The sequence below is a fragment of the Neobacillus sp. WH10 genome, from assembly GCF_030123405.1.
Classification (GTDB): domain Bacteria; phylum Bacillota; class Bacilli; order Bacillales; family Cytobacillaceae; genus Neobacillus.
Map to the genome: position 1 here is coordinate 3,037,403 of NZ_CP126110.1, position 25,361 is coordinate 3,062,763.

21 protein-coding genes are annotated in these 25,361 nt (G+C 39.0%); 2 read left to right on the top strand and 19 right to left on the bottom strand.

Going from position 1 to position 25,361, the window contains the following annotated elements; genetic code table 11:
* Window positions 1-141 precede the first annotated feature (141 nt).
* Both QNH20_RS14390 and QNH20_RS14395 read left to right on the top strand, forming a co-directional pair.
* Entirely contained in the window at window positions 142-1,302 is a 1,161-nt protein-coding gene (locus tag QNH20_RS14390) for a glycosyl hydrolase family 18 protein (protein WP_283918691.1), read from the top strand.
* A gap of 203 nt (window positions 1,303-1,505) precedes the next feature.
* Window positions 1,506-1,892, top strand: a complete 387-nt coding sequence (locus QNH20_RS14395) for a hypothetical protein (RefSeq protein WP_283918692.1) — start codon at window positions 1,506-1,508, stop codon at window positions 1,890-1,892.
* A gap of 73 nt (window positions 1,893-1,965) precedes the next feature.
* Here the strand turns inward: QNH20_RS14395 and QNH20_RS14400 are convergent, their stop codons facing one another.
* The 19 genes from QNH20_RS14400 to hydA all read right to left on the bottom strand — a co-directional run bounded on the left by QNH20_RS14400 (window position 1,966) and on the right by hydA (window position 25,352).
* Window positions 1,966-2,751, bottom strand: a complete 786-nt coding sequence (locus QNH20_RS14400) for an alpha/beta fold hydrolase (protein ID WP_283918693.1) — start codon at window positions 2,749-2,751, stop codon at window positions 1,966-1,968.
* Between the two features lie 99 nt (window positions 2,752-2,850).
* Window positions 2,851-3,099: a hypothetical protein gene (locus QNH20_RS14405; RefSeq protein WP_283918694.1), complete on the bottom strand. Its 249-nt coding sequence runs from the start codon at window positions 3,097-3,099 to the stop codon at window positions 2,851-2,853.
* A 214-nt stretch (window positions 3,100-3,313) separates the two neighbouring features.
* A complete protein-coding gene (locus QNH20_RS14410; RefSeq protein ID WP_283918695.1) occupies window positions 3,314-3,583 on the bottom strand; it encodes a DUF1292 domain-containing protein in 270 nt (89 codons plus the stop codon).
* Window positions 3,584-3,735: 152 nt separating this feature from the next.
* Window positions 3,736-5,109 carry a nucleoside recognition domain-containing protein gene (locus QNH20_RS14415; RefSeq protein WP_283918696.1) on the bottom strand — a complete coding sequence of 458 codons (1,374 nt, stop codon included), beginning with the start codon at window positions 5,107-5,109 and terminating at the stop codon, window positions 3,736-3,738.
* Window positions 5,110-5,802, bottom strand: coding sequence for a FeoB small GTPase domain-containing protein (locus QNH20_RS14420; RefSeq protein WP_283918697.1), 693 nt, complete (start codon window positions 5,800-5,802; stop codon window positions 5,110-5,112).
* Entirely contained in the window at window positions 5,792-6,046 is a 255-nt protein-coding gene (locus QNH20_RS14425) for a FeoA family protein (RefSeq protein WP_283918698.1), read from the bottom strand. The genes QNH20_RS14420 and QNH20_RS14425 overlap by 11 nt, the downstream gene beginning before the upstream one ends.
* Before the next feature lie 130 nt (window positions 6,047-6,176).
* On the bottom strand, window positions 6,177-7,040 hold the full coding sequence (locus tag QNH20_RS14430; RefSeq protein ID WP_283918699.1) for a DUF3307 domain-containing protein: 864 nt from the start codon (window positions 7,038-7,040) through the stop codon (window positions 6,177-6,179).
* Between the two features lie 26 nt (window positions 7,041-7,066).
* Window positions 7,067-7,873 (bottom strand): hypothetical protein, encoded by an 807-nt coding sequence (locus tag QNH20_RS14435; RefSeq protein WP_283918700.1) that lies wholly within the window; start codon window positions 7,871-7,873, stop codon window positions 7,067-7,069.
* A gap of 107 nt (window positions 7,874-7,980) precedes the next feature.
* Window positions 7,981-10,257 carry an ATP-dependent DNA helicase gene (locus tag QNH20_RS14440; protein WP_283918701.1) on the bottom strand — a complete coding sequence of 759 codons (2,277 nt, stop codon included), beginning with the start codon at window positions 10,255-10,257 and terminating at the stop codon, window positions 7,981-7,983.
* A 555-nt stretch (window positions 10,258-10,812) separates the two neighbouring features.
* On the bottom strand, window positions 10,813-12,054 hold the full coding sequence (locus QNH20_RS14445; RefSeq protein ID WP_283918702.1) for a glutamate-5-semialdehyde dehydrogenase: 1,242 nt from the start codon (window positions 12,052-12,054) through the stop codon (window positions 10,813-10,815).
* 2 nt (window positions 12,055-12,056) lie between these two features.
* Window positions 12,057-13,175 carry a glutamate 5-kinase gene (gene proB / locus QNH20_RS14450; RefSeq protein ID WP_283918703.1) on the bottom strand — a complete coding sequence of 373 codons (1,119 nt, stop codon included), beginning with the start codon at window positions 13,173-13,175 and terminating at the stop codon, window positions 12,057-12,059.
* Window positions 13,176-13,619: 444 nt separating this feature from the next.
* Window positions 13,620-14,231 carry an NAD(P)H:quinone oxidoreductase gene (gene wrbA / locus QNH20_RS14455; RefSeq protein WP_283918704.1) on the bottom strand — a complete coding sequence of 204 codons (612 nt, stop codon included), beginning with the start codon at window positions 14,229-14,231 and terminating at the stop codon, window positions 13,620-13,622.
* A 260-nt stretch (window positions 14,232-14,491) separates the two neighbouring features.
* A complete protein-coding gene (locus QNH20_RS14460; RefSeq protein ID WP_283918705.1) occupies window positions 14,492-16,738 on the bottom strand; it encodes an AAA domain-containing protein in 2,247 nt (748 codons plus the stop codon).
* Between the two features lie 395 nt (window positions 16,739-17,133).
* Complete coding sequence (locus QNH20_RS14465) at window positions 17,134-18,489, bottom strand: aspartate aminotransferase family protein (RefSeq protein ID WP_283918706.1); 1,356 nt, start codon at window positions 18,487-18,489, stop codon at window positions 17,134-17,136.
* 59 nt (window positions 18,490-18,548) lie between these two features.
* Complete coding sequence (locus tag QNH20_RS14470; RefSeq protein WP_283918707.1) at window positions 18,549-20,015, bottom strand: CoA-acylating methylmalonate-semialdehyde dehydrogenase; 1,467 nt, start codon at window positions 20,013-20,015, stop codon at window positions 18,549-18,551.
* Window positions 20,016-20,161: 146 nt separating this feature from the next.
* Window positions 20,162-21,793 (bottom strand): PucR family transcriptional regulator, encoded by a 1,632-nt coding sequence (locus QNH20_RS14475; RefSeq protein ID WP_283918708.1) that lies wholly within the window; start codon window positions 21,791-21,793, stop codon window positions 20,162-20,164.
* Between the two features lie 83 nt (window positions 21,794-21,876).
* The gene (locus QNH20_RS14480) at window positions 21,877-22,095 is read right to left on the bottom strand and encodes a hypothetical protein (protein ID WP_283918709.1); all 219 of its coding nucleotides are present in this window, start codon (window positions 22,093-22,095) and stop codon (window positions 21,877-21,879) included.
* Window positions 22,096-22,117: 22 nt separating this feature from the next.
* The gene (locus QNH20_RS14485) at window positions 22,118-23,590 is read right to left on the bottom strand and encodes an NCS1 family transporter (protein ID WP_283918710.1); all 1,473 of its coding nucleotides are present in this window, start codon (window positions 23,588-23,590) and stop codon (window positions 22,118-22,120) included.
* Between the two features lie 343 nt (window positions 23,591-23,933).
* Window positions 23,934-25,352 (bottom strand): dihydropyrimidinase, encoded by a 1,419-nt coding sequence (gene hydA, locus QNH20_RS14490; protein WP_283918711.1) that lies wholly within the window; start codon window positions 25,350-25,352, stop codon window positions 23,934-23,936.
* Window positions 25,353-25,361 lie beyond the last annotated feature (9 nt).

Genomic DNA, 25,361 nt, shown 5'->3' on the forward strand with positions numbered 1-25,361 from the left:
AGTTACTATATCAAAAATTAGCAGTGATTTTCAAATTTCTTTTCCTTTCTGCAACGGTAAAGGTGGATATTACCAGCCAAGTTTTCTCCTTTTTTCTGTTACAATTTTTATTGGTGACAATAATAAGGAGGAATACATCCTATGAAGAAACGCGTTCTCCTCCGAACACTGGTAATTACGATTACCTTCATTGGAGGTATGTTGACTGGAGTTTTATTCTCAGCTAACATAGCAAATGAAAAAACGGTTAATATAAAGCAAGCACCAAAATCGGCCATTAAGCCGGTTACAAAAGAATTACCCAAGGTGGAAAAATCACAATCAAAAGTGCTCATTGGGTATGTACAGGATTTCCGCGACCCAAATGTAGTGGATTACTCCAAATTAACGCATGTCATCTTCTCCTTTGCCCATCCGACAAAGGAAGGAGAAATATTACTAAATGGCGATACCGCATTAAAAAATCTAAGGACAGTCGTTTCAAAAGCTAAACAATATGATACAAAAGTGATGCTTGCTGTTGGAGGATGGTATCACATCAACGGCGGTGAATCTTATGAGTATTTTAAAACCGCTATTTCTAATCCTGCCTCAAGGACAAAGCTAGTGAATGAGCTTACTAGTATTGCAGTACGGGAACATCTAGACGGTATTGATATCGATTTTGAACATCCTCATTCTAAAGCAGATGCAGATAATCTTGCTCTTTTTACCAATGAATTAAGTGCACAGCTTCATCCAAAAAATATGGAGTTGTCGATAGCTGTTTATTCAAAAATTCATGCCGTGACGTTAACTGAAATTGGCTTTGTCGTCTATGAACCGACGATGTTCCAGGATGTTGACCATGTCAATATTATGGCATATGACGGTCAATGGGATGATGGATATCATGCTGCAAATTTATCTCCCTATCCGTTTACAGAGAAAATAGTAAACTATTGGGCAGACTTGTTTGACAAAAATAATCTTCCAAAAGAAAAATTGGTGTTGGGTGTTCCGTTTTATGCTCAACCAGAGGATCCTAAAATAAAACAGGTATCCTATAGTGCCATCATAAACCAAGACCCGGCAAATTCCACAAAAGATACAGTAAGCATGAATGGCACAACCTACTATTATAATGGCGATGCCACCATGAAAAAGAAAACAACACTGGCACTTGATCATGGCTTTGGCGGCATGATGCTCTGGGAAGTCGGACTTGATGCAAAAGGACCAAATAGTTTAACAGGAACAATTTTTGAAGCTTTAAATGATTCAAATAATGTGCTGGGAAAATATTATTCGACAAAAAAATAGGTATTAAACCGCTGTACTCTCATCCTTAAAGAGTGTACAGCTTTTCGTTTTTATCGGAACTAGTGCCTCGAAATCACATCTTAATTGACACAAAGCCGTCATAATTTTTGGCATTTGTCGTATTTTTTTCCAAAGTTTTTGAAGGAGTTTGTCGAAAAAGAGAGAATAGAAGTAAAGGAGTTTAAAATAAGGAGGAAAAATGGATGAAGAAATTTTTATCTGTAGTATTTGGAGGCATGATTGCATTAACACTTTTTGTAACAACTGGGAATACTGCCAAAGCAGCAGAATCACACCAACCAGAAGCTTTATCTGAAGAATGTGGTTGCGATGTTACACCAATTTTAGGATCTGAAAGAAATAAAATCGTTGCCGATGTAATCAGCAGTGAAGCGTTTAAAGCAGTGAAAAAAGATCTTAAAAAAGATGGCTTAAAATGGACTGGCGCTAATACCGTTGAAGTATTCAAAAATAATACATATGGCATGGTAATGGTCGGAATACCTTTTGAAAATGAGCAGGGAACAAAATTTATGGCAGTATTTTTTGATGGCGTTTTCATGGGATTATCCCCAGCAGATGCAGAATAAATGAAAAAAATTCCCAACCAAAATACAGGTTGGGAATTTTTTCACTCTGAATATAATACATTGAACTTCGATGCTATATACTTGATAGGTATTCGTTCATTTCCGAGATAAGATCAGTAGGGTTTTCGTACATACTCATATGTCCGGAAATTTTTATTAACCTCTGTTTGATGTTATCTCTGCTAACCGAAAAAGTTTTTTCTGCTGGAATGATTTGATCCTGTTCACCTGCAACCAAAAGTACTGGCAAGGGAGTATCCTCTAATACAGGATTTCGATCAATCCGATTCTTCATCGCGGTCAATGCACTAATGGCACCTTGTGGAGTAGTTAAGTATCCTATTTCTTTTACTACTTTAATATGATCTTCTTCTACGTTATCAGGTGAGAATAGCTTTGGTACCAAACCATCAATAAGAGACTTAATCCCCTCTTTCTGTACCTTTTCAGTATTCGCTAACCTGCCCTTTTTCGCCTCCTCCGAATCGGGAAAGGCAGTGGAATGTACAAGCGAGAAACCGTTTAAATTGTTGCTATATTTTTCTGCAAAGGCAAGTGTAATATAGCCTCCTAATGAATGTCCAAACATTGTTACCTTTTGAATATTTAATTGATCTAAAAGAACCTTTAGCATCTCCGCATACTCTTCAATTGAATAATATCCTTTATCCATACTCGATTCCCCATGCCCTGGAAGATCTGGTGCGATTACACGATAGTTTTTTGACAGTTCAGGAGTCACTTTTTCCCAATAAAGAGAGCTCCCGCAAAAACCGTGTAGAAGAACAATCGCCTTCCCTTCACCCTTATCTACATACGCGATTGTCGCATTTGACAATTTAACACTATTTGTTTTCATAAATTTAATCACTCCCTACACTAGTTGATACCTTATAGTATAAAATTAAATCAATGAAATATAAAATGCATTACCTCTTCTCGAAGCAATGCATTAAAATTATCCGATTTGTTCCTCATTCATATCCGTATTTAATAAGGATCTTTTATTTGGAATATGCGTTAAATTAGTCTTTTTTAATAAATAATGGAAATGCTCCACTGGCATGGACCCATGACCTTTGTTGTCTCCCAGAATAAACTGTACTGTAATCCCATTATTGCTTTTTACCAGCATGGTCTCAGCAGAATTGAAAAAACCTTTTATAGTTTGCGAAATTTGATATTTAGTCCCTTCTTCTATTAACATGCATTTTCTCCTTTTTTGGCAGATTGGAAAGTATAAATTTCCTTTAAAGCATAAGTGTAAATACGTCTCTATCTTCGCCCTTAGGGGCTTGCCGATCGACGAGTCTTCCTTATATTCTCAATGTTAGTATTCCAAAACAAACTATATACATACATAATTTTTCCAATTTAACTTGATAAAGAAAAAAGAGAGGTTTTTCCTCTCTCGCTCCTCATTACTCGTCTTCATCCATCATTTCATCAAACGCGGCAGAAACCTTTTCAAATTCCTCATCGCTTTCAATGGCGGAAAAATCACCATCTTCATCAACCTTCAAAAAGAAAATATCAATATCGTCATCCGTTTCTTGTCTAACATCCTCCGCAAACCCAACAGCAACATAATCTGTCCCCTCAATCGTCACTACCCCTAGCACTTCTACTTCCTGTTCATCATCACTCTCATCGCTTATCGTAAAAATTTCCCCTACTTCAATTTTACTCATATGTAACTCTCCTTTCCTTCATTTAATAAGTATCCATTCAAACAGTATCTCTAAAATGAATTAATTTTAACCATTCAATTGGACTCTACAATACAAATACATAAAAGACACCACTTTTTTTCCATAACCAGAATAAAAGTGGTGTCTTATTTTTATATTAAACCGAACATCCTTACCGTCTGTGTAATAATTAATGGAACAATGATGGCAATTATGGTTGGAATGAGGAAGGCAAGAAATGTCCACTTTTTGCTTTTCGTTTCCTTATAAATATTAAGAAGCGTTGTTCCACAAGGATAATGTAAGAGTGAAAACAACATCATATTCAATGCTGTAAGCCATGTCCAGCCGTGATCAAGAAAGATTTGCTTCAAATCAACCAAGCTATCAACCTCAGTTAACGAACCCGTTGATAAATACCCCATTAATAGAATTGGCAGGACAATTTCATTTGCTGGCAACCCTAGTATAAATGCCATCATAATATAACCATCAAGACCAAGTAATTTTCCAAACGGGTCTAGAAATTCCACCGCATACATCAATATACTTGTATCACCAATGTAAATATTTGCACAAACCCATGTTAAGATAGCGGCAGGTGCAGCTACTTTAACCGCTCTGACTAGCACAGACCATGATTTTGTTAACGAAGAACGAATAACGGTATCAAAAATTTTGGGTTTCCTGTATGGCGGCAGCTCTAACGTATAATGTGTCGGAACTCCTTTTAAAGCAGTTTTTGAGAGTGCCCATGAGACAAAGAATGTCACGATAATCCCAAATAGAACAATTCCGACAATAACCCCAGTGGTGACAAGCGACTTAATACCACCGGAAAAATTAGCAGCCATAAATAATGATGCTAGAAGGATTAATGTACCCCAGCGCCCATTACATGGCACAAAATTGTTTGTCAGAATCGCAAGCATCCGTTCTCTTGGCGACTCGATAATCCTCGTTGAAATGACTGCTGCGGCATTACAGCCGAACCCCATTGCCATTGTCAATGATTGCTTCCCATGCGCCCCAACCCTTTTAAACAATCGATCCATATTAAAAGCCACACGTGGTAGATAACCATAATTCTCTAAAAGGGCAAAGGTTGGAAAAAAGATCGCCATCGGGGGCAGCATTACACTGATCACCCAGGATGTTCCCCGATATAAACCAAGTACAAGCACTCCATGCAGCCAATCCGGAGCATGAAGGAAAGTAAAAAATGAGGTAATATACCCTTCAATAACCCCAAATAACTCAGCGAGCATTGATGATGGGATATTTGCTCCTGCGATTGTTATATAAAACAATACTCCCAGCATCACAATCATAATCGGGAAACCAAAAATCGGTGAAGTAAAAATTGCATCTAGTTTTTCTGTTCGTGTATCTCTATTTGATTTTGTATAGGAAATTCCTTCGCGGCATAATGTATGGCTGCGATCGTAAAGATGTTCCACTATATCATCTCTTAACTTAGATGATGACAACGCTTGAGCTTCTGTGTAAAGCTCTTGAATGCTCATCTAACAAACCCCCTCTGGTATCAATCGTTTGCTAATTTCATTGAGTAATGACTCGTCACCATCTAACAATCTTAAAGAAACCCAGCGGGAAGATATTTGATTTCCAACCAGTTCGCGTACCTTTGGTTCAATCTTGTTAATTTTTTCTTCAATTTCTTCAGGATATGTCAATCGAGCTGGCTGGCATTCAATTGCCCCTGATACAATACGATCAATCGTATCAAGGAGCATTGGGAACCCCTTTTTATTCCGCGCCGAAATTTTGATGACAGGTACTCCTAATCGATTGGTCAAAAGCCGTTCATTAATGTGAATACCTTGTTGTTCAGCGACATCTATTAAGTTAATACAAATCACGACATTTTTTGTCATTTCTAACACTTGTAAGGCCAGGTTGAAATTCCGTTCCAATGAGGTTGCATCTAATACAACAAGCGTTACATCTGGTTTCTCAAAAACGATATAGTTTCTCGCCACTTCTTCATCCGTTGAATTCGAAAACAGAGAATAAGTTCCAGGCAGATCAATGAGATGAAAAGTCTTATCTTTAAAAGATAAACTGCCTTTTGCCAGTGAAACGGTTTTTCCTGCCCAGTTTCCCGTATGCTGTCTAAGACCTGTTAAAGCATTGAACAACGTACTTTTACCAGTATTCGGATTCCCGGCTAGTGCAATTCGATACTCATTCCCCATTGGACACCAGCTCCCCTTCTATTCTTGAACTTTCCTCTTCACGGAGGGCAATCGTCGTTTGACTGACACGAAAGGCGATCGGATCTCCTAAAGGACTTTTACGAACAACTTCAACGATTGCACCCGTTACAAATCCTAAATCTAATAATCTTCTTCTCATTACACCATCTAAATTTAAAGAAGTAATTTTAATTACATTTCCTTTTTCCCCATCTAGCAATTTAATTGTTTTAGGTTTATCCATCTCTCTTTCCCCTTCCTTAAAATCTTTCCTGAGGGCAACTTTTCTTTAATTATATGAAATTGTTGCAAATAATGCCACCTTTTTATAAAAAAAATAAGCTGCCTTCAGTTTTAGGCAGCTAAAAAATATATTAAGTCAAAACTTCGCGCAATAATAACCCGAGTGAAATACCTATGAACATTGAGGTCAGTGTACCGAGCAAGAAATACTCCGCCCAATCCCTATCGTCCATTTGTTTAAATCTGGCAATAGATTTTGCCGCAACAATAAACCCGATTGCAGGATAGGCACTGTAAAATGTCAATACTAAAACTAGCAGTCTTTCAATATAACCAATTAATTTCCCGCGTGAAAGGTCATGCTTTGAAAAAATAGTGTAATGATACTCCTCAGTTAAACCCTTTTTGCCCATACTTTTAATTGCATAGTGGTCTTCTTGTCTGTCTGTTTTAAATGAATACTTTCCTTCAAAGGATAACAGCTGGTTAGGCAACGATCCTAATAAAATCCTGATAAAATGACCACTAACACTTGTGGTTAGGATCACGATGATGATAAGAAACAAACCGGCATTTATGGGGCTTATCTTATATCCTTCCTTGAATACATCAATTATTTTAGTAAACTCTATATCAATGAATAACTGACACGCAAGAATGATCATACCAAGATGGAGTAATTGGTCTAGGAGGAAAAAACTAAGTCGTTTCAGATTTTCCTCGTTTGAAAATTTTAATGTATCGAGCAGTTTAATTTTTACTATGTCGATGAGAAAATGAGAAACTATAATAAAAGCCAACGGAAAAATAAAATAACTGAGGATATTCATTGGTTTAAAATGAAAAATCAAGAAACCACTAAGAATGAATGCCGTCATTAAAAAATGATGCATAATATGTTTCTTGATATTTTTATGCTTTTCCTTTACCATTTCATCTGTTTGTAAATAAAAATCGGCAATTAGATGCGCGAGAATTAGACATAAAAGTAGCATGGTTTCCCCTCTTTGTTCGATTAATGCTAATAATCAAGCAGTGTATATATATTTTCTTTCAAATGATTTCTGATGGATTGGGTTAGAATATCACTTGTATTTTTCGGGTTAACAACTATTCCGGGATAAGCTTTTTCCTGCAAGGAATTTAGGATATTAATTATTTCATGAAAGCTACGGAGGATTTCCTCACTTTTTCCTTTTTTAAAATGACTTGAAATGGTAGGTGGTGTTTTGCCAAGAAGTTTTCCTATTGCTTTTTGCTGTTGCACTATAAGATAGAAGGAACATACGAGCTCCTGGATATAAGTTTGTTCTTTCATGAGATTATGTTGCAAATGCAATAAGGTATTGAACAAAGACTCAAATTCATTTCTAAATTGATTGTATACAAAAGGAGTACTATTCTCTCCATGATAAAATTGATCAAGTTCAAATTTAAAGGGAGACCTATTATGGTCTTGTTTTAACAAATCATTTGCATATCTAGCCTGCTTAATCAATGGATGGATCCATTTTTCAATATCAACTTCAACTAGTTGTCGATCGATATCGCCAAAAGACAAACCAAAATAGGGTTTGTGTTGACGATATTTCCATATCCTGCTGATGAAAAATGCAACGGTATAAGCTGTAGAATAACCATCACTAACAAAGATAATTTCATCCCCTGATCGATGTTTGACTTTGGTGGACCCAATTTCTTTTGTCCAAATATTGATCCATTTTACCATTTCATCTAGATAAACGGTCAGTTCATCTCCCATGCCTTCGGACGAAGAATTACTTACATCTAATATAAAAATTGATATTGGATTAGCCTTTGTTTGCACTTTTAATCACCCTAATTAGACTGTTTAATCTAATTTTATTAAAGTTAGATTAAATAGTCAAATTTTTAAGCACTTCGATTATATAGCGAAACATAATTAGCCATTTTTTAAATGATTGTAAAGTGATTCCATTCCTGAGGCAAGAGCAATTGATACTGCTTTTGTAAAAAACGGTCGTCGACAAGTACAATCGTCCCATGATCTGTTTCAGAGCGGATCAATCGTCCACCGGCTTGTAAAACCTTGTTCATACCAGGGAACAAATATGCATAATCATAACCATTCTTATCCTTATTATTAAAATGATCCTTTATAAGATTCCGTTCAAAACAAAGCTGTGGTAAACCAACCCCTACGACTACCACTCCATTTAAACGATCACCGATTAAATCGACTCCTTCAGAAAAAATCCCACCAAGAACAGCAAATCCAAGTAAGGTTTCGTCTTGATTAGGCTGAAAGGCTGCTAAAAACTCCTCTCGTTCTGCTTCCGTCATCCCAGTTGTTTGAATTAATGTATCGGTTTCTTCATCAACTTGCTTGAATTGCTCATAAACGGACAGTAAGTATTGATAAGAAGGGAAAAAGATCAGGTAATTTCCTGGCCGTTTTTTTATCAACGATTGTACCATTGACACGATCTCATCCTTAGTCCGTTCGCGATCATTGAAGCGAGTGGACAATGGTTTGATACAGACGTCGATTTGTTCTTCTCTGAATGGAGACGGAATTGAAAGGAAATAATCCTCCTGTTCTCCGCCAAGGATATCTTGATAATAGGGTAAAGGCGAAAGCGTTGCGGAAAAGTACACCTTAGAGCGATACCCTTTTCCCTTTTGCCTTAGTAGTTTCGATGGATCAATGCAAAACAGTTTAACCATAACATCGTTTCTATTTTTCTCAACGTAGATTACATAATGTTCATCGAGAAGCTCGACTATTTTTAAGAAGTTATTCACCATAAAAAAAGCTTCCAATAGACTTTGGGAGGTCTCTGTTTTTAGTACTTGTTCTGCATCCTTTGAAAATTGAAGGAGCTGTTCTAAGAACTCTTCATCTAGGAGCTCTAAGACAAATTCAGTTTTATTATCATTCTCTTTTTTCAAAGAAATGAACCAAGAATTCAACTTACTAGCTGCCTGAAAAATCATCTTATCGACGCCCTTAAAGTCTTTTTTCAATTGAAGAAACGTCTCTTTATTTAACGAGGCTGAGAACATCTCCCTGCCGCGGTCAACCAGATTATGTGCCTCGTCCACTAATAAGACGCTGGCCTTCTTTTGCTCCTCTATTAGCCGCTTTAACGACACCCGCGGGTCAAAAATATAATTGTAATCACAAATTACAGCATCAGCGGCATAGGAAAGGTCAAGCGAAAACTCAAACGGGCAGACGGTATGCTTACGGGCATAGGATTCGATCACCTCACGGGTCATCCCGTTCTCATTTGTTAAAATATCCAGAATGGCATCATTAATCCGATCAAAATATCCATTGGCAAACTCACAATAATCCTTTTGGCATTTGGTTTCATCCTTGAAACAAACCTTGTCTTTTGCCGTTATGGTGACGGCATTTAGACATAGACCGCAGGAACGCATGCGTGCAAATGCCTCCTCCGCCGTCGTTCGGGTAATCGTTTTTGCGGTAAGATAGAAAATTCGGTTCGCCTGACCTTCGCCGATCGCTTTCACCGCTGGAAAAAGAGTAGAAATCGTCTTGCCAATTCCTGTGGGTGCTTTGGCGAATAGATTTTTTCCATCTTTAATGGTTTTATAAACACCCCCGGCCAAATTCCGCTGTCCCGCCCGATACGTATCAAATGGGAAAACCAGCGCTTTACAACTTTCATTTCGTTTGACTCGATGCTCATACTGCAGCTTGGCATATGGGGTATAACCTTCAATCACCTTAAAAACAAATGTCTCTAAGTCTGAAAGTGAGTAGTTCTTTTTAAAATATCTCTTACCTTCCGTTTCAACATGGACATATGTTAGCTGGACAAGGATTTCCGGAAGTGAATTATCTTTTGCATATATATAGGCATACATTTTTGCCTGGGCCCAGTGAACAGGGGAACCCTCTCCCTCCAATTGATCAAGCGGTTGAGTGAAAGACTTAATTTCATCTATTGTTACCATGCCATTATCAAATAAAAGCCCATCACATCTGCCATCAATGATATATTTGAGGCCATCGTATGTAATTTCAGTACTCAGATAAACCTCTTTTTGATCACCATCATGATAAGTTTTCTGGATTTTTTGGTGAATCCTCGTCCCATCTATTAGCGTCGATTGGGATCGGAAACGAGAATCTATACTGCCGCATTTATACACATGTTCAACAAGGGTTCGAACGGAAATATGAACGTCTTTTGACACTAATCCACCAACTTACTAAGAGAATATATGTTTGTATATTCATTATAACAGAAACTTGGGTATATATTTTGGTTGATTTAATATTTGAGAAGTTTAGGCTTTCTATGTAGGCTTTTTCATGGATTTTCGCTCGTAATGTCCATGTAGAACTACTTTACGTAGACTTTTTTATAGATTTTCTCCCGTAATGTCCACGTAGAACTTCTCTACGTAGACTTTTTCATAGATTTTCGCCCGTAATGTCCATGTAGAACCCCTCTACGTTGACTTTTTCATGGTTTTTCACCCGTAATTTCCACGTAGAACTTCTCTACGTAGACTTTTTCATAGATTTTCTCCCGTAATGTCCACGTAGATCCTCTCTACGTTGACTTTTTCACGGATTTTCGCCCGGAATGTCCACGTAGAACCTCTCTACGTTGACTTTTTCATAGATTTTCACCCACAATGCCGTGTAGAACCAACAAGAAAAAATATTTCTATTAAACAATCAAAAATATCTTAGCCATAAAAAAATGCAAAAAAAAAGCGCATTTTCAGCGCTAAACTCAAATTTTAATATCGAACCTGACCTGTACCCCGTACAATTGATTTTGTAGTCGTTAATGCCTTTAGACCCATTGGCCCACGGGCATGCAGTTTTTGCGTGCTAATACCAATTTCCGCACCATAGCCAAACTGCTCACCATCTGTAAACCGCGTCGAAGCATTATGATAAAGTACCGCAGCATCTACTGCCTTGAAAAATAAGCTGACATTTTCTTTATCTTCACTAATAATTGCTTCTGAATGCTTAGTTCCATATTGGTCAATGTGATCAATTGCTTCTCTCACATTGTTTACTAGTTTCACTGCTAGAATCGGAGCTAAAAATTCAGTGTGCCAATCATCTTCTTTTGCTTGTTTGACAAACGAATAGGAAGAAGCTAATTCTTTACTTCCACGCAGCTCAACCCCTTTATCATGAAGCACATGTAAAAGCTCAGTAACAAACGGCCAATTTTCATGAAGAAGCAAAGTTTCTGCTGCATTGCAAACAGATGGTCGATGTAACTTCGCATTAATCGCAATTTCAATTGCCATATCTTTTTTTGCTGTTTCATCAATAAACAAATGACAGTTGCCTACGCCTGTTTCTAAAACAGGAACGGTAGCATTTTGAATGACAGATTGAATCAACCCTGCACCACCGCGAGGGATCAGAACATCTAAGTACTGGTTCAATTTAAACATTTCTGCAGCTGTTTCACGTGTTGTATCTTCCAGAAGCTGGACAGAATCCTTTGGAATTGCCGTCCCAGCAAGTGCCTCGCGCATAACGTGAACAAGTGCTTTATTAGAATAAATCGCTGATGAACTTCCTCGTAAAAGAACTGCATTTCCCGCTTTTAAACAAAGACATCCGGCATCAACCGTCACATTTGGACGAGCTTCGTATACCATTCCGATAACCCCAAGTGGTACCCGAACCGTTTCAATTTGTAACCCATTAGGCTGTTTCCATGCTTCGATTGTTTCACCAACTGGATCCTCTAAATGAATTAATTGACGAACCCCATCGACAATTTGTTCGATTCTCTCATCCGTTAAAAGCAAACGATCCAAAAGAGACGGGGAAAGTCCGTTTTCTTTCCCTGCTTCAATATCCTTTGCATTTTCACTTAAAATCCACTCTTTATCTGTCAATAAATGGTCGGCAACCTTTGCTAAAGCATCGTTTTTCTCAACAGCTGAAAGCACCCCCAGCTGCTTTGCTGCTTGTTTTAGTTTTCTGGATTTTTCTATCAACTCACTCATTCTTAAGCTCCTTCCTTTGGCATAGTGACCCAATTATCACGATGAATCACTTCTGCTTTCTTGTTAATGGAATAACATTTCGATTGTTCACTCGGTAAACCCTTTACCGTTAATAAATCCTTAGAGGAATAATAAATTTGCCCTTTTCCAACCGTTTTCCCCTTTTGGTTTTTAACCACTACGACATCTAGGGCATTAAACTCTCCAATTACATTCGTGACCCCTACCGGCAGTAAACTTTTACCTTGAAATAGAATTGCTTTTTCGGCACCATCATCGATTTCGATTACGCCTCCTACATGAGAATGATACGCAATCCATTGCTTTCTCATTTGCATTTGCGTTTGGAATGGGCCGCCTATATAAGTCCCATCCCCTTTACCAGCTAAAATATCCGCCAGTTTTTCCTTACCGGTCCCAGTTCCGACAAAGACGCTTACACCGAGGGATAATGCTTTTTTAGCTGCGAGTAATTTCGACTTCATGCCGCCAGTACCTACAGAAGACCCGCTTTCACCAGCAACAGCAAGCAGCTCCTCCGAAACCTCCGAGATAAAATTAAATTTTTTGGCCTCTTTTGACACATTCGGATTGCCATCATAAAGCCCATTAATATCTGTTAAAATAATCAGGGCATTTGCATGTAAAAAACCGCTGACGAGAGATGACAGCAAATCGTTATCGCCGAAGGTCAATTCATCAATCGAAACAGAATCATTTTCATTAATAATCGGCACAACACCTCTTTGAAGCAGCTCATGGATTGTAGAATATAGGTTTTGAAACCGCAACTGGCTGTAAAAATCTTCACGAGTTAATAGTATTTGCGCAGGCACCATATCAAACTCTTGAAACAGCTGATTATAATGTTGCATTAATAGCCCTTGCCCGACTGCCGCTGCCGCCTGTTTCCCGGCTGTACTTTTTGGTCGTGTGGGATATCCAAGTGAGCCAAATCCTGCCGCAACAGCACCGGATGAAATCAGAATGACCTCATGTCCCTCGGCTTTTAGAAAAGCAAGTGCCTCCACATGATCACGCATTTTCTCGTCAGAAATCGTCCCCGACGTATTTGTAAGTGAGCTGCTCCCAATCTTCACAACCACAAGCTGTTTTTTCATATCCTTTCGAACCTCTCTTTATAAAATGGCTATTCATTTCATTGTTGTTTTAGCAAGAGAATGACGCTTTGTTAAAAATTTATCTTTAATAGAACCTTAAAAATAAAAAAAAACGATTCTTATGTCCTTAAAAAGGACGGAAAAATCGTTTCCGTGGTACCACCTTCATTGATGCTAAGCATCCGCTCGAACCCGTAACGTGGGATAACGGCTTATGTTTGCATAAGCGGTATTTGAGGGCAGGTTCAAACATCTTCCCGTGAGAAACCTTTCAGCCTTTGGGTTTCACTCTCTAACACATTCCAATAATTTACTAGTCCCTTACCATTTTCAATTTAATAATTTCTTTGATTATCCATAGAAAACAAGGAAAAGTCAATAGAGTTTTTTTGAAAATTTCCATTAAAAAAGCCAACTGGGTTGTCCCAATTAGCTCTTTCCCTATTATTGATTCGCATTTTTCACCCATTCAGCCACAGTAACCGTACGCTTTGCCTGGTGTTTAACAGTCGCTTGCACATCTTCAATCATTTTTCCATCTTGCCCCACGGTTACACTTGTCCCGTATGGATTTCCTCCTGAACTGAAAATAATTGGATCTGTATAACCTGGTGCTGCAACAATTGCTCCCCAATGGTACATAGAAGTGTAAAGTGATAAGATAGTAGCCTCTTGTCCCCCATGAGGATTTTGGGCTGAAGACATTGCACTCACCACTTTGTTCACTAGCTTGCCGTTAAACCAAAGACCTCCTGTCGTATCGAGGAATTGCTTCATTTGCGCTGGCATATTCCCGAAACGGGTTGGAACGCTGAAAATAATGGCGTCAGCCCACTCTAAATCCTCCAATTTTACCTCAGGGACATGGGCAGTCGCTTCAACATGAGCTTTCCAGCCAGGATTTCCTTCAATTACGGATTGAGGTGCAAGCTCAGGAACCTTTAAAACCTTCACCTCTGCACCTGCTTCTTTTGCACCCTCTGCAGCCCATTGTGAAAGCTGATAATTCGTTCCACCCATGCTGTAATAAATGACCGCTAGTTTTACGTTTGTCATTATTTTAATCTCCCTTTTCTTGAAATTTTCTTTTACCACAACTAACAGATTTATCATTTCCATTTATATGATTTTCATGCCGGGTTTAAGACGGATTCGCTGATAAACTTCATAGATTTGCCGATAAAACCTCAAATTTCACTGATAGAAACATTATCTTACCTAAAAATAATCTAATACCTCGTTTTAAAAAGGGGTTAGAATGCAAAAACATGTTAAAAGCAAAAAAAGTAGAAATGGCAGAGAAAGCCCTGCGATTTCTACTCTTTCATTAAAAATTGACTAAAAAGGTATTCAGAAACCTTCTGCGAATCAAGTCTTGCTGCGATAAAAGGCGGCCGAACACCTCTAACACCTTCAATTGGAAGCCCCAGCCAAACAAGCCGCTCGTCAATGATGATGAATGGAAATGACATGCCTTCGCTTAGCCATTGATCAGGTTGTAACTCTGATATTTCCTTTTGAGATATTACGATTAATTTTACTCTATTATTCCGATTTTTGAGTTTTTCCTTCCAATTTTCCGTTAATTTAGTAGTCTCTGGAAGGGAAATGACGATCGATGACGTTGCCGTTTTAATATCCCGGAATACTTTTTCTAGCTTAAGTGCATGCATCCATTGTAATCTCGGGTGTTGATTGTTAATCCATGCTCCAATTTCCCTTGTTCCAACTGTTTGCTGATTCCTTTCCTGGTGCTCCACTAGCTGTTTAAGTGTTTTTCCATTATAAACATGCTTGCGAATAAATGATTGATTGCTGACATGAATAAACTTGCCTTTTGTCCTTGTTATTGCAACATTGATCAATCGTTCGCTATCCTTGCCTGTTAAGAGCATGCCTGCGCGCGTTTGGGGCTCACTTTCAACGGTATCAAAAACCATAACATCCCGCTCACTGCCTTGAAACCTATGAACGGTCGCGGCGATAATATCAGCTGTTAGGCATTCTTTTTCGTACACATCCTCGAGTATAAGTTCCATTAAATTAGCTTGTGCCCGATATGGTGTCACATAACCAATCGATCTTAAGCCGCTTACGTATGATTCATGAATGAGTTGAAACGACAATAACGCTTGCCAAAGATTCATCCTCGAATGCGATGTCCGATCAGTCAAACAAACGGCTCCAGTAAAGCTTGTATCTACTAGAACGGATGCACGGTTAGGAAAAGGTGCTTTTTCTACGATTTTCTTTCTGCTCTTCCAAACACTTTCATGATCACCAACGAGTGAATGGTAGATGTATTGATTGGTAAAGGCAGAGATATCTGGATGCATTCTCCGTTGTTCTTTTAATAAAAATAGATGTGGATGAAGCTTGCCGTCGTTAACCCAATCAACGACACCTGCTCTATGAAAGATATCCTCCTTCAACCACACGTTTACTAAAGGATCCCTTGAAGACGCAATTGGCGGTAATTGCCTAAAATCACCGCAAATAATGACGCGTTTTCCGAGTGATGCAGCAAATGCGGCCTGTGGAACATAAGCCATACTGGCTTCATCTAGGATAACTAGGTCAAATTCCTTTTCAAAAATCGCCGGGTCACTCGCAGCTTTAGCCAGTGTTGTCCCGACAATAAATGCATTTTTCACAAATTGAATTTCCCTTTGGCGAATTTTTTCGAGCACTCTAGCAATCTTTGTTTCTAGCTCAAGCAAATGATTCGTGTCCCTTTTGCTAAAAGAACGTACTAAATCCTGTTTTATATTTCGTCTTTCCTCTAAAAATTTCTCTTTATCTTTAGCTAGATGAGGGTCTTGTTTCTCAAGCAGCTGGGTTGTGGTAATCGCTTCATGACCAGCTATGAGTTCTCCAGTATTGAATCCGTAGCGAAGGACATCCCCTTCACGATAGCGGTCTTTCTTGTTAATGAACGCCGAAATTTCACTAATTAAGACATCGACCGCTTGGTTACTATGCGATAAAATCAACACCCGCTTTTCTTGAAAATACTTATTTGCCGCAACACGAGCAAGTGTATACGTTTTACCTGTTCCTGGTGGACCCCAGACAAAGGAAACGGGATTGTATTTTGACCGTAACACTAATTCGTGAACATTGCTTTTACTTTTTTCAGCTGGATGCTTCGCTGGCATCGAGGGATCTATCAATTTTTTCACCCGTAACCGTTTCTGTTTATTTTTTTTGATGTCATCTAATCGTTGGATCAATTGTTCAAGCAGCTCCCATGGATCATGAAACAGGGCTGCCTCTGAAATTAAGTCACCAAATGATTGTTCGAGGGCAATTATTACACCTTTGCCTTCAGATGAAAGCACACGTCCACTTTGTTTTAAGCCGCCCCATTCAATTCGAATTGTAGCTCCAACCGGAATTCGTAATGAATAGGCGATATCAAAATAGTAGGTAAATGAGCCATCACTCGATAGTAACCTCCCATTTGAAACAATGAACCTGTTACTTCCGAACTTTTTTAAATAGGAGATTTCAATATTAAGTGCCTGCTGCCATTCTTTTATGTATGTTCCTGTACTTGTCATGAATCTCATCCTTTTATAAAGACAATGTTTGCTTTTTTTTTATGTAATGTTGAATGCCCATCAACTTTTTTGGTCGATAACGGCACTGTCATCCTCCCACAGTGCCCGTTTTCCTCTTTTGTCTCACCAAACAGACACTGTCAACGTAGATTTTACAGAAGCTTTAAATAGATTAGATCTGATGAAGTTACTATAGCATGTGAGTATTATTATTCCAAATTAATGGACACAAAAAAAGCACCCACTGCGATACAGCAATGAATGCTTAAGTTTAATAGTTTAAAAACATTTAAATTGATACATCAGCTATAAGGAAGATACGGTTCAATTTGAGTATTAAAAAAGAACACTCACAAAATACAAAATGAAAGATTGCAAGTGTTCCTTTTTAAAAACTATAGAATTTTATTAAGTGATTCTGTTAACGTTTTAATGATAAATTGTAAGTCCTTCTGTTCGATATTTAACGGCGGTGCCAGGGTTAACACATTATTGTAACCGGCTACCGTTGCTCCATTTTTTCCTATAATAATACCTTCCTGCTTACAGCTGGCGATAACTTGATTAACAAGTCCTGTATCCAATGGTTCCTTTGTAGTCTTATCCTTCACTAATTCTATCCCAACTAATAATCCCTTCCCACGAACGTTTCCGACATATGGATGATCCTGGAGCAAGTTCGTTAAGTCGTTCAGTAACTGTTCCCCCAAATCTCTGGAACGCTCGAATAACTTTTCCTTTTCCATAATTTCAAGATTTTTCAATGCTAAGGCACAGGCAGCAGGATTTCCACCAAACGTATTAACATGCCGGAAGTAATCATACTCCTCCGTACCTTTGAACGCTTCATAAATGTCTTTGCGAACTGCTGTAGCCGATAGTGGCAAATAGGCACTGGTAATCCCCTTTGCCATTGTGATGATATCCGGCTTCACGCCGTAGTTCATAAAGCCAAATGGCTTGCCCGTACGGCCGAAACCGCAAATTACTTCATCAACAATCAGGAGGGCACCATGTTTTTCACACACCTCTTTTGCTGCCTTCATATAGCCCTCAGGCGGAACGAGTACGCCGCCTCCGGTAATGATTGGCTCCATGATCATCGCAGCAATTGTTTCACTTAGCTCCCACGTCATCGTCCGATCAATTTCTTTTACCGAAGACAGTTCCTTCGGATCGGCAACATTTATATCATCACGATAGGAGTCGGGTGGCGAGACGTGAATAAACCCTGGTGCGAGCGGCTCATACTTGTATTTTCGTTGCGCCTGCCCTGTTGCCGCCAAAGCTCCCATTGAATTGCCGTGGTAGGCACGGTAGCGTGAGACGATTTTGTAGCGGTTATGTTCACCCTTCTGCTGATGATATTGTCTTACGATTTTAAAAGCAGTTTCATTTGCCTCAGAACCACTGTTTGAGAAAAAGATGACATACTCTTCACCAAGCAATTCATTTAACTTTTCTGCTAGTTTAATAGCAGGAACATGACTTTGTGATAGCGGGAAATAGGCCATCTCTTTCAATTGCTCATAGGCTGCATCTGCAAGTTCGGTTCTACCGTACCCAACATTCACACACCATAGGCCTGCCATCGCATCTAAATAGCGTTTCCCATCGGCATCCGTCACCCATGAACCCTCTGCCTTTGTCGCAACAATCGTCGCTTTCGGGTTATAAGGCTTCATCGAATGCCAAACATACTGATCATCCTGCTCCAATAACATTTCATGTGGACGACCCGTTTGAACCATAACCATCCCTCCAATATTAGTAATGGTGCCTGACACCATAAATCATTTTTCCACTATTACTATGCGTCAAATCGTGAGGTGATCATTTTTTTTCGGGTGTAGAAATTCAAACCGTCTTTGCCATTTACGTGGAGGTCGCCATAGAAGGAGTCCTTCCAGCCCGAGAATGGGAAGAACGCCATTGTTGCCGGCACACCGACGTTAATCCCCAACATACCTGCATCTGCCTCTTCTCTGAATTGACGGACAGCTTTGGCGTTGTTTGTATAAATAGTAGCACCGTTTCCATACCTTGATTTGCGGATAAATTCTAATCCTTCATCAAGATTATTCGCACGAAGCAAACTTAATACCGGCGCAAAGATTTCGTCCTTAGCAATTGTCATTTCAGGGGTAACATGATCAAAAATCGTTGGCCCTAAGAAATTCCCTTCTGGAAGCTCATCCATCTCCCTTCGTCCATCCCTGATTAAATCTGCGCCTTCCTCTACCCCTTTTTCAATGTAGCCAAGGACCTTATCACGGTGTTCCTTGCGAATGACTGGAGTTAACAAAACCTCATCATCCATTCCATTCCCGATGATTAATTCATCTGCTTTCTTCTTTAACGCTGCGACAAACGGTTCATTATCACCAACAACCACTACGGCGCTGCAGGCCATACAGCGCTGCCCTGCGCTTCCAAATGTGGAGCTAATAATATGTTGGACAGCTTTATCCATATCGGCATCAGGCATGACAATATGATGATTTTTCGCACCAGAAAGAGCTTGAACCCGTTTTCCTTTCGCAGCTGCCCGCTCATATACATACTTAGCAACCGGCTGGGAACCGACAAAGGATATCGCCGCAATATCCGTGTGTTCTAGTAAACCATTCACGACATCATGTGCACCGTGAACGACATTTAATATTCCTTTTGGTGCTCCAGCTTCCATAAACAACTCTGCTAATCTATTAGCCAAAATCGGCGTCCGTTCAGACGGCTTTAACACAAACGTATTTCCACAGGCTATGGCTAGCGGGAACATCCAAAGCGGCACCATCATCGGAAAATTGAACGGTGTAATCCCGCCAACAACCCCCAATGGATAACGGAACATTTCGGAATCGATTTCTTCTGCAATTCCTGATAACGTTTCTCCCATCATTAAAGTTGGTGCACCGGAAGCGAACTCGACACACTCGATCCCGCGCTGCACTTCCCCATACGCTTCTTTGTAAGCCTTTCCATTTTCTTGAACAATCAGCCTCGCCAATTCCTCATGGTTTTCGGTTAACAGGTAGTGATACTTAAATAGGATCCTCGCACGCTTTGGAACAGGGACGTTTTTCCACTTATTAAATGATTCCTTTGCCGCTGCAACAGCAAGATTGACGTCCTCTTTCGATGAAACCGGAACTTTTGTGAGTACTTCATTTGTGGCAGGATTCGGCACATCTAGTGTTTGCCCGCTGTTTGCACTCACCCATTCACCGTTAATAAAATTTTTCAAAACAGCCGTTTCATTTTTTGTCATACTCATGTCTTGCCCTCCTTATTTTTCAGAATAATAGTTTGTGATAGTTCAGCGTTGCAAAACCTTATATATTTATTATCCTCAATCACTAAAATGCTTTCACTAGACACTCTGTAAAATGGCTAAGATCATTTCCATGACAATTTGAACATTCATTTAACATGTATTCTATTTGTCACTAAATTATCACTTGGCTGGGCAGCCGATAAATAACCATGGACCAGAAGCATAAATTCAATTGCAACCCTTTTTTCGTGCTCCATAAAATCTTCACCTAAAAGATTTTCAAGCTTTTGCAGGCGATGGTATAAAGTTTGCCGGACGATAAACAGCTTATTGGAGGTTTCCTGCTTTGAGCCATTACATTCCAAATAGGCTTTTAATGTTTCGAGAAGCTTGGCATTGTATTTCTGATCATATTGAATAACAGGATGGAGATATTCCAATGCAAGCTCCTGCAAGTCGGTATGTTTACTCATCTGCGAAATAAGTCGATATAGATGCAAATCCTCGTAAAAATAAAAGAATTGTTTGTTAGTCATTTTTTGTTGAATTCTTAGTGTTTCTTTGGCTGTCTGATAGCTCCTATGTACATCAAGTACTGAATGAATAAACTTCCCCGCTCCAATCATGAGCCTTCCTGGATTTTGTTTGCGGATAAATTCTGATTCCTGGATGGATTCGATCGCATTTTTAATCCGTTCCTTCAGATTTTTTTTCGTGCGATTATTTAGAAGAATGAAGGTAATTTCGTTTCTTTTTTCGACGAAAAAGACGGCAAAGCCATTCTGTTCAAAAAAAGAACGAAATAATAATTTTAAGTAAGTAACATCATGACTTGCGTTTTCTTTTATGGGTGTTTGTTTGGTGATCAAAACGATTACGTCATTCGTTTTTCCTTTAATCCCATTTTCAAATAAGTATTCATGAATATCCTCAAATGAATGTTCACCCTCTAGCCAGCCATGGAGCCACTCAAACTCTTCTACCCGCTTTTTTTCTTCCACATATAAATCTCGTAATAAATGCTGGGCTATTGCCGTCGCTGTTCGGTCTAAAATTAATAAATCATACTCGCTGATCGGTATATCCTTGGAATAAATAAACAACTCGGCATATTCCTGACCGAACAAAAAGATAGGTGAATAAGCGATAAAATCATTAGCTTGCAACTTTGCCTCATCTAGCTGATGAATAATAGAGTATTGTTCACTTTTGCTTATTTCCGGTACAAATTCATGCTCTTGATTTTTCAGGCGGAAAATAATTTGTACATCCAATGCAGTGAAAATAAATTGAAGGATATCCTCATACGTTTCAATAGTTAGCAGCCGTTTATTTAAGCTCTGAGAATAATTTTCTAAATCCGAAATCTTCTGGTATTGCTGGTTAATAATGACCGAATGTATATCCTGTGTGATTTCAACAAACGGGACTTCTTTTTGAAAAATAATAATCGGGAATTGATACTCATTGGCAATTTCAATTACCTCATCTGGAACCTTAGTTAGGTATGTACCCATTTCAATACATAAACCAGTAGCTTTGTTATCAATAAATTCCTTTACCATGGAGACAAATAATTTCATATTATCCTTCCAGGCAACACCTGTTGATAAAATAAGCTCATTTCCATTTAATAGATTTCGAATACTAGTAACCTCAACCACATGAACCCATTTGACGGTCCGCTGAATGCCCTCATTTCCCGCGATAACTAAAGCTTGTTCAAAGTGCTTTCGTTTAAATATATCTGAGACTGTTAGTTGAAAATGTTCCTTCATAAAGTAAGGTTCTCCTTAAAAACAGTACTTTGGGTAGAAGGATTGGCCATACAACCAATCCTTCATTCTTTACCCAACACCACTTAGCTGTTCACTTGTTTCTGGTTAATTAATATACTAGAAAAATACTTCCGACCATTAGCCGTTCCAATCTGAAGTGTTTCGGTTACATTTCCATTTGGATGTAAAAAATCAACAGAAGCGCCATTTAAATGTTCTCTTACCCCGCTAATGCGGCATCCCTTTTGGATAAGAAAATCAATTTTATCTCGTTCATCGAGAAATTGCTGATGATCTGACATATTATCCTCCTCATATCATGATTTAATATAAATCTACATTATTGGGAATTTCCCCTACCACAGGTTCATAGGCTTTATCCTCGATTACCCAATCCCTGCCAACGGAAATCCCTAAATATTTTTCATCACTTGGATCCTCGATTTCAGCTTGACGATACTTGTTGAACCACCAATATTTTGCGAGAACATAGTAAACGCCTGCACCCAATATAAATCCAACTAAAAACCCAAAGTCGGGAACAAAATAGGATACTCCAGCCCCAATAATCCAAGCAATAAAACCTGCTAAGTTGATACCGCCCATATATTTATATTGGCCTTGGTCTTCATATAATTCAGGAACATTCACACGTCTCTTCCGAAGCAAATAATAATCGGCAAACAGGATCCCAACAATTGCGGCTAAAATACCACCGACAAATAAAAGAACTTGAATAATAATATCAAACAGCTGCCATGGCTGTACGATTGTTCCTACAATCCCAGCAGTTATGACACCAGCCCAAAATGGAAACTTTGGACCACCAACATTAGAGAAAATCGTTGCGGCGGGCACAACATTCGCTGCCGTGTTTGTAGACCATTGGGCAAGGACAATCATTAACAGTAAAATTGCAAGGATAAAACCGCTAGCTGACTTTTGCAGAGCTACAACTGGGTCAGCGTTTAATACAGCGATATAGGAAACCGCACCAATGACAATCATAAATGTTTGTGTTAATGGCATTGCAATCATATTTCCGATTAACGATGCTTTATTTCGCTTAAACCAGTTCTTTTCATTGACAGGTGCCTTGATAAACCGAGAGATGGAAGGAATGTCCGCACTCAATGTCGCCCAAAAGCCCATATTACTAAAAATAACAACTAAAAATGCAGAAAAAGCAGCACCACCTGTTACAGGGGACTCAACCCAGCTCCATACTTCTCTTCCTGCCGCAGAAGCCTGGTCAGATAATGACACATACATCCATAAAGCGATTATGAGAATAACCGGTGCCGCTAAATCAGCAAAACGCTCAATTGATTTAATGCCAAGAGCAGTATTAACCAATTGAACTACTGCAAAAATAAGAAAGCAGACAAACCAATTATCAAAGCCAAATAACATATTTAAGATTCCGTTCATTGCGGTAGATCCAAAATACGTATTAACACCAAACCACATAGAGGCCGTTATACCACGGGTAATAGAAGGAATGTGGGTTCCAATCGTTCCAAACGGTGCTCTCATATAAACAGGAAAAGACAATCCGTGCTCTATTCCAATATCGGCGATTAGGGAAATGAAAAATCCAATCGCAAGACTGCCTATGACAGTAGCAAGAATGACCCATGGTAATGATATTTTCATTACTCCTGCTCCGCCAATGGCAAAGGTGGCAAGAACGACAACCATCCCCACCCACATAAACGAGAACCCTAATTTTGTTATTTTCCTGTCTTTATGATGAATCGGAAATAAGTCTGGTGATTTTAAGTGGCTTTTTTTCATATGAACACTCCTTGTTTTCGGTTTATCTTCCTAGAATATTAAAAAACCTAATTCAAACAACCGACATCAACGTTCAAATTTTTAAAAATGGAAACTGCTTAGAACCACCTAAGCAATTTCAGGAGTAGTTCAAAATCGAAATGTGGAAGAGCCTTGGTCAGCCCCGATATAGGAACACTTAGTCCGAAATCTTCTTAGTCTCCCATATTAAGTACAGAAAGGCGTGAGTTTACTGTAGCCAAGGAAATGTTCTCAACCATATAAGATTTGCCTTTAAACTTCATATGGTTGAGGTTGTTTAATCTCGTGGGGCTAGGCGATGGAGCAGGACAATTCTCAAAGTTTAGATTGTGAGTGTTTCATTCCGATTTATTTGTGCATTGCTGCTATATTTAGCTCTCTTTAAATATTGACCGGAACCCGGTTTTCCTACAAACTGCTTATCTCGGACAACATATTCTCCCCGGACTAAAACGGAAACAGGCTCACCTGTCACTTTCATCCCTTCAAATGGATTGTAATCAACCGCCATATGATGGGTTTCTGCAGAAATAACCCGTTCAATATTCGGATCAAAAATAACAAGGTCAGCATCTGAACCAATGGCAATTGTCCCTTTATTAGGGAATAAACCAAACAGCTTAGCGGCCCGTGTTGAAGTAAGGTCTACAAATTGATTTAGGCTAATACGCCCTTTTTTCACTCCCTCTGAAAATAGAATGGATAAACGATCCTCGATAATAGGACCCCCATTCGGAATTTTTGTAAAATCAGACCTTCCTAAATCCTTTTGCCCTTTAAAATCAAACGAGCATTGATCGGAGCCAAGTGTTTGGAGCTGGCCGCTCTTTAAGGCATTCCAAAGAACCTCCTGGTTCCACTTTTCACGTAATGGCGGTGACCAAACAAATTTTGCTCCCTCAAAATTCGGTTTTTCTAAATAGCTTTGGTCGAGAACTAAATATTGCGGGCATGTTTCTCCCCACACATCAAATCCCTTACTGCGTGCTTCGGTTATTTTTTCAACTGCATCGGCACATGATACATGAACAACATAAAGCTGAGAGCTAGCCAGCCCTGTCAGTTTGGCGGCGCGCCCTGTCGCTTCACCCTCTAATGCAGCTGGCCTTGTTAACGCATGATAAATTGGTTCTGTCTTCCCTTCCTCTAATGCCTTCTTTGTTAAATAATCAATAACATCCCCATTTTCTGCATGGACCATGACTAATGCCCCATGTTCTTTTGCGGAAACCAGCGTACGGAATAATGTTTCATCATCGGCTTGAAAAACATTTTTATAAGCCATAAATACTTTAAACGAGGTTATCCCTTCCTCATTAATGACTTGCGGAAGTTCATTCAGAACGGACTCGTTGATTTCTGAGATCATTAAGTGGAATCCATAATCAATGACAGCTTTTTCCTTAGATTTATCATGCCAGATTTGAATCGCATTTTTAAGCGGCTCCCCTTTATTGGTTAAACAAAAGTCAATAACGGTTGTTGTGCCGCCGAAGGCAGCAGCAATCGTCCCTGATTCAAAATCATCCTTTGTTACTGTTCCGCCAAAAGGCATGTCTAAGTGGGTGTGCGGATCAATTCCTCCTGGGAAAACCAAACAGCCTTTCGCATCGATGACTTCTGCACCAAGTTCTGATAGATTTACACCAATTTGCGTTATTTTGCCATCTTCGATTAATATCTCTGCTTGGTAAGAGTCTGAGGCAGTGACAATAGTGCCGTTTTTAATGATTTTTTTCATTAATCGATT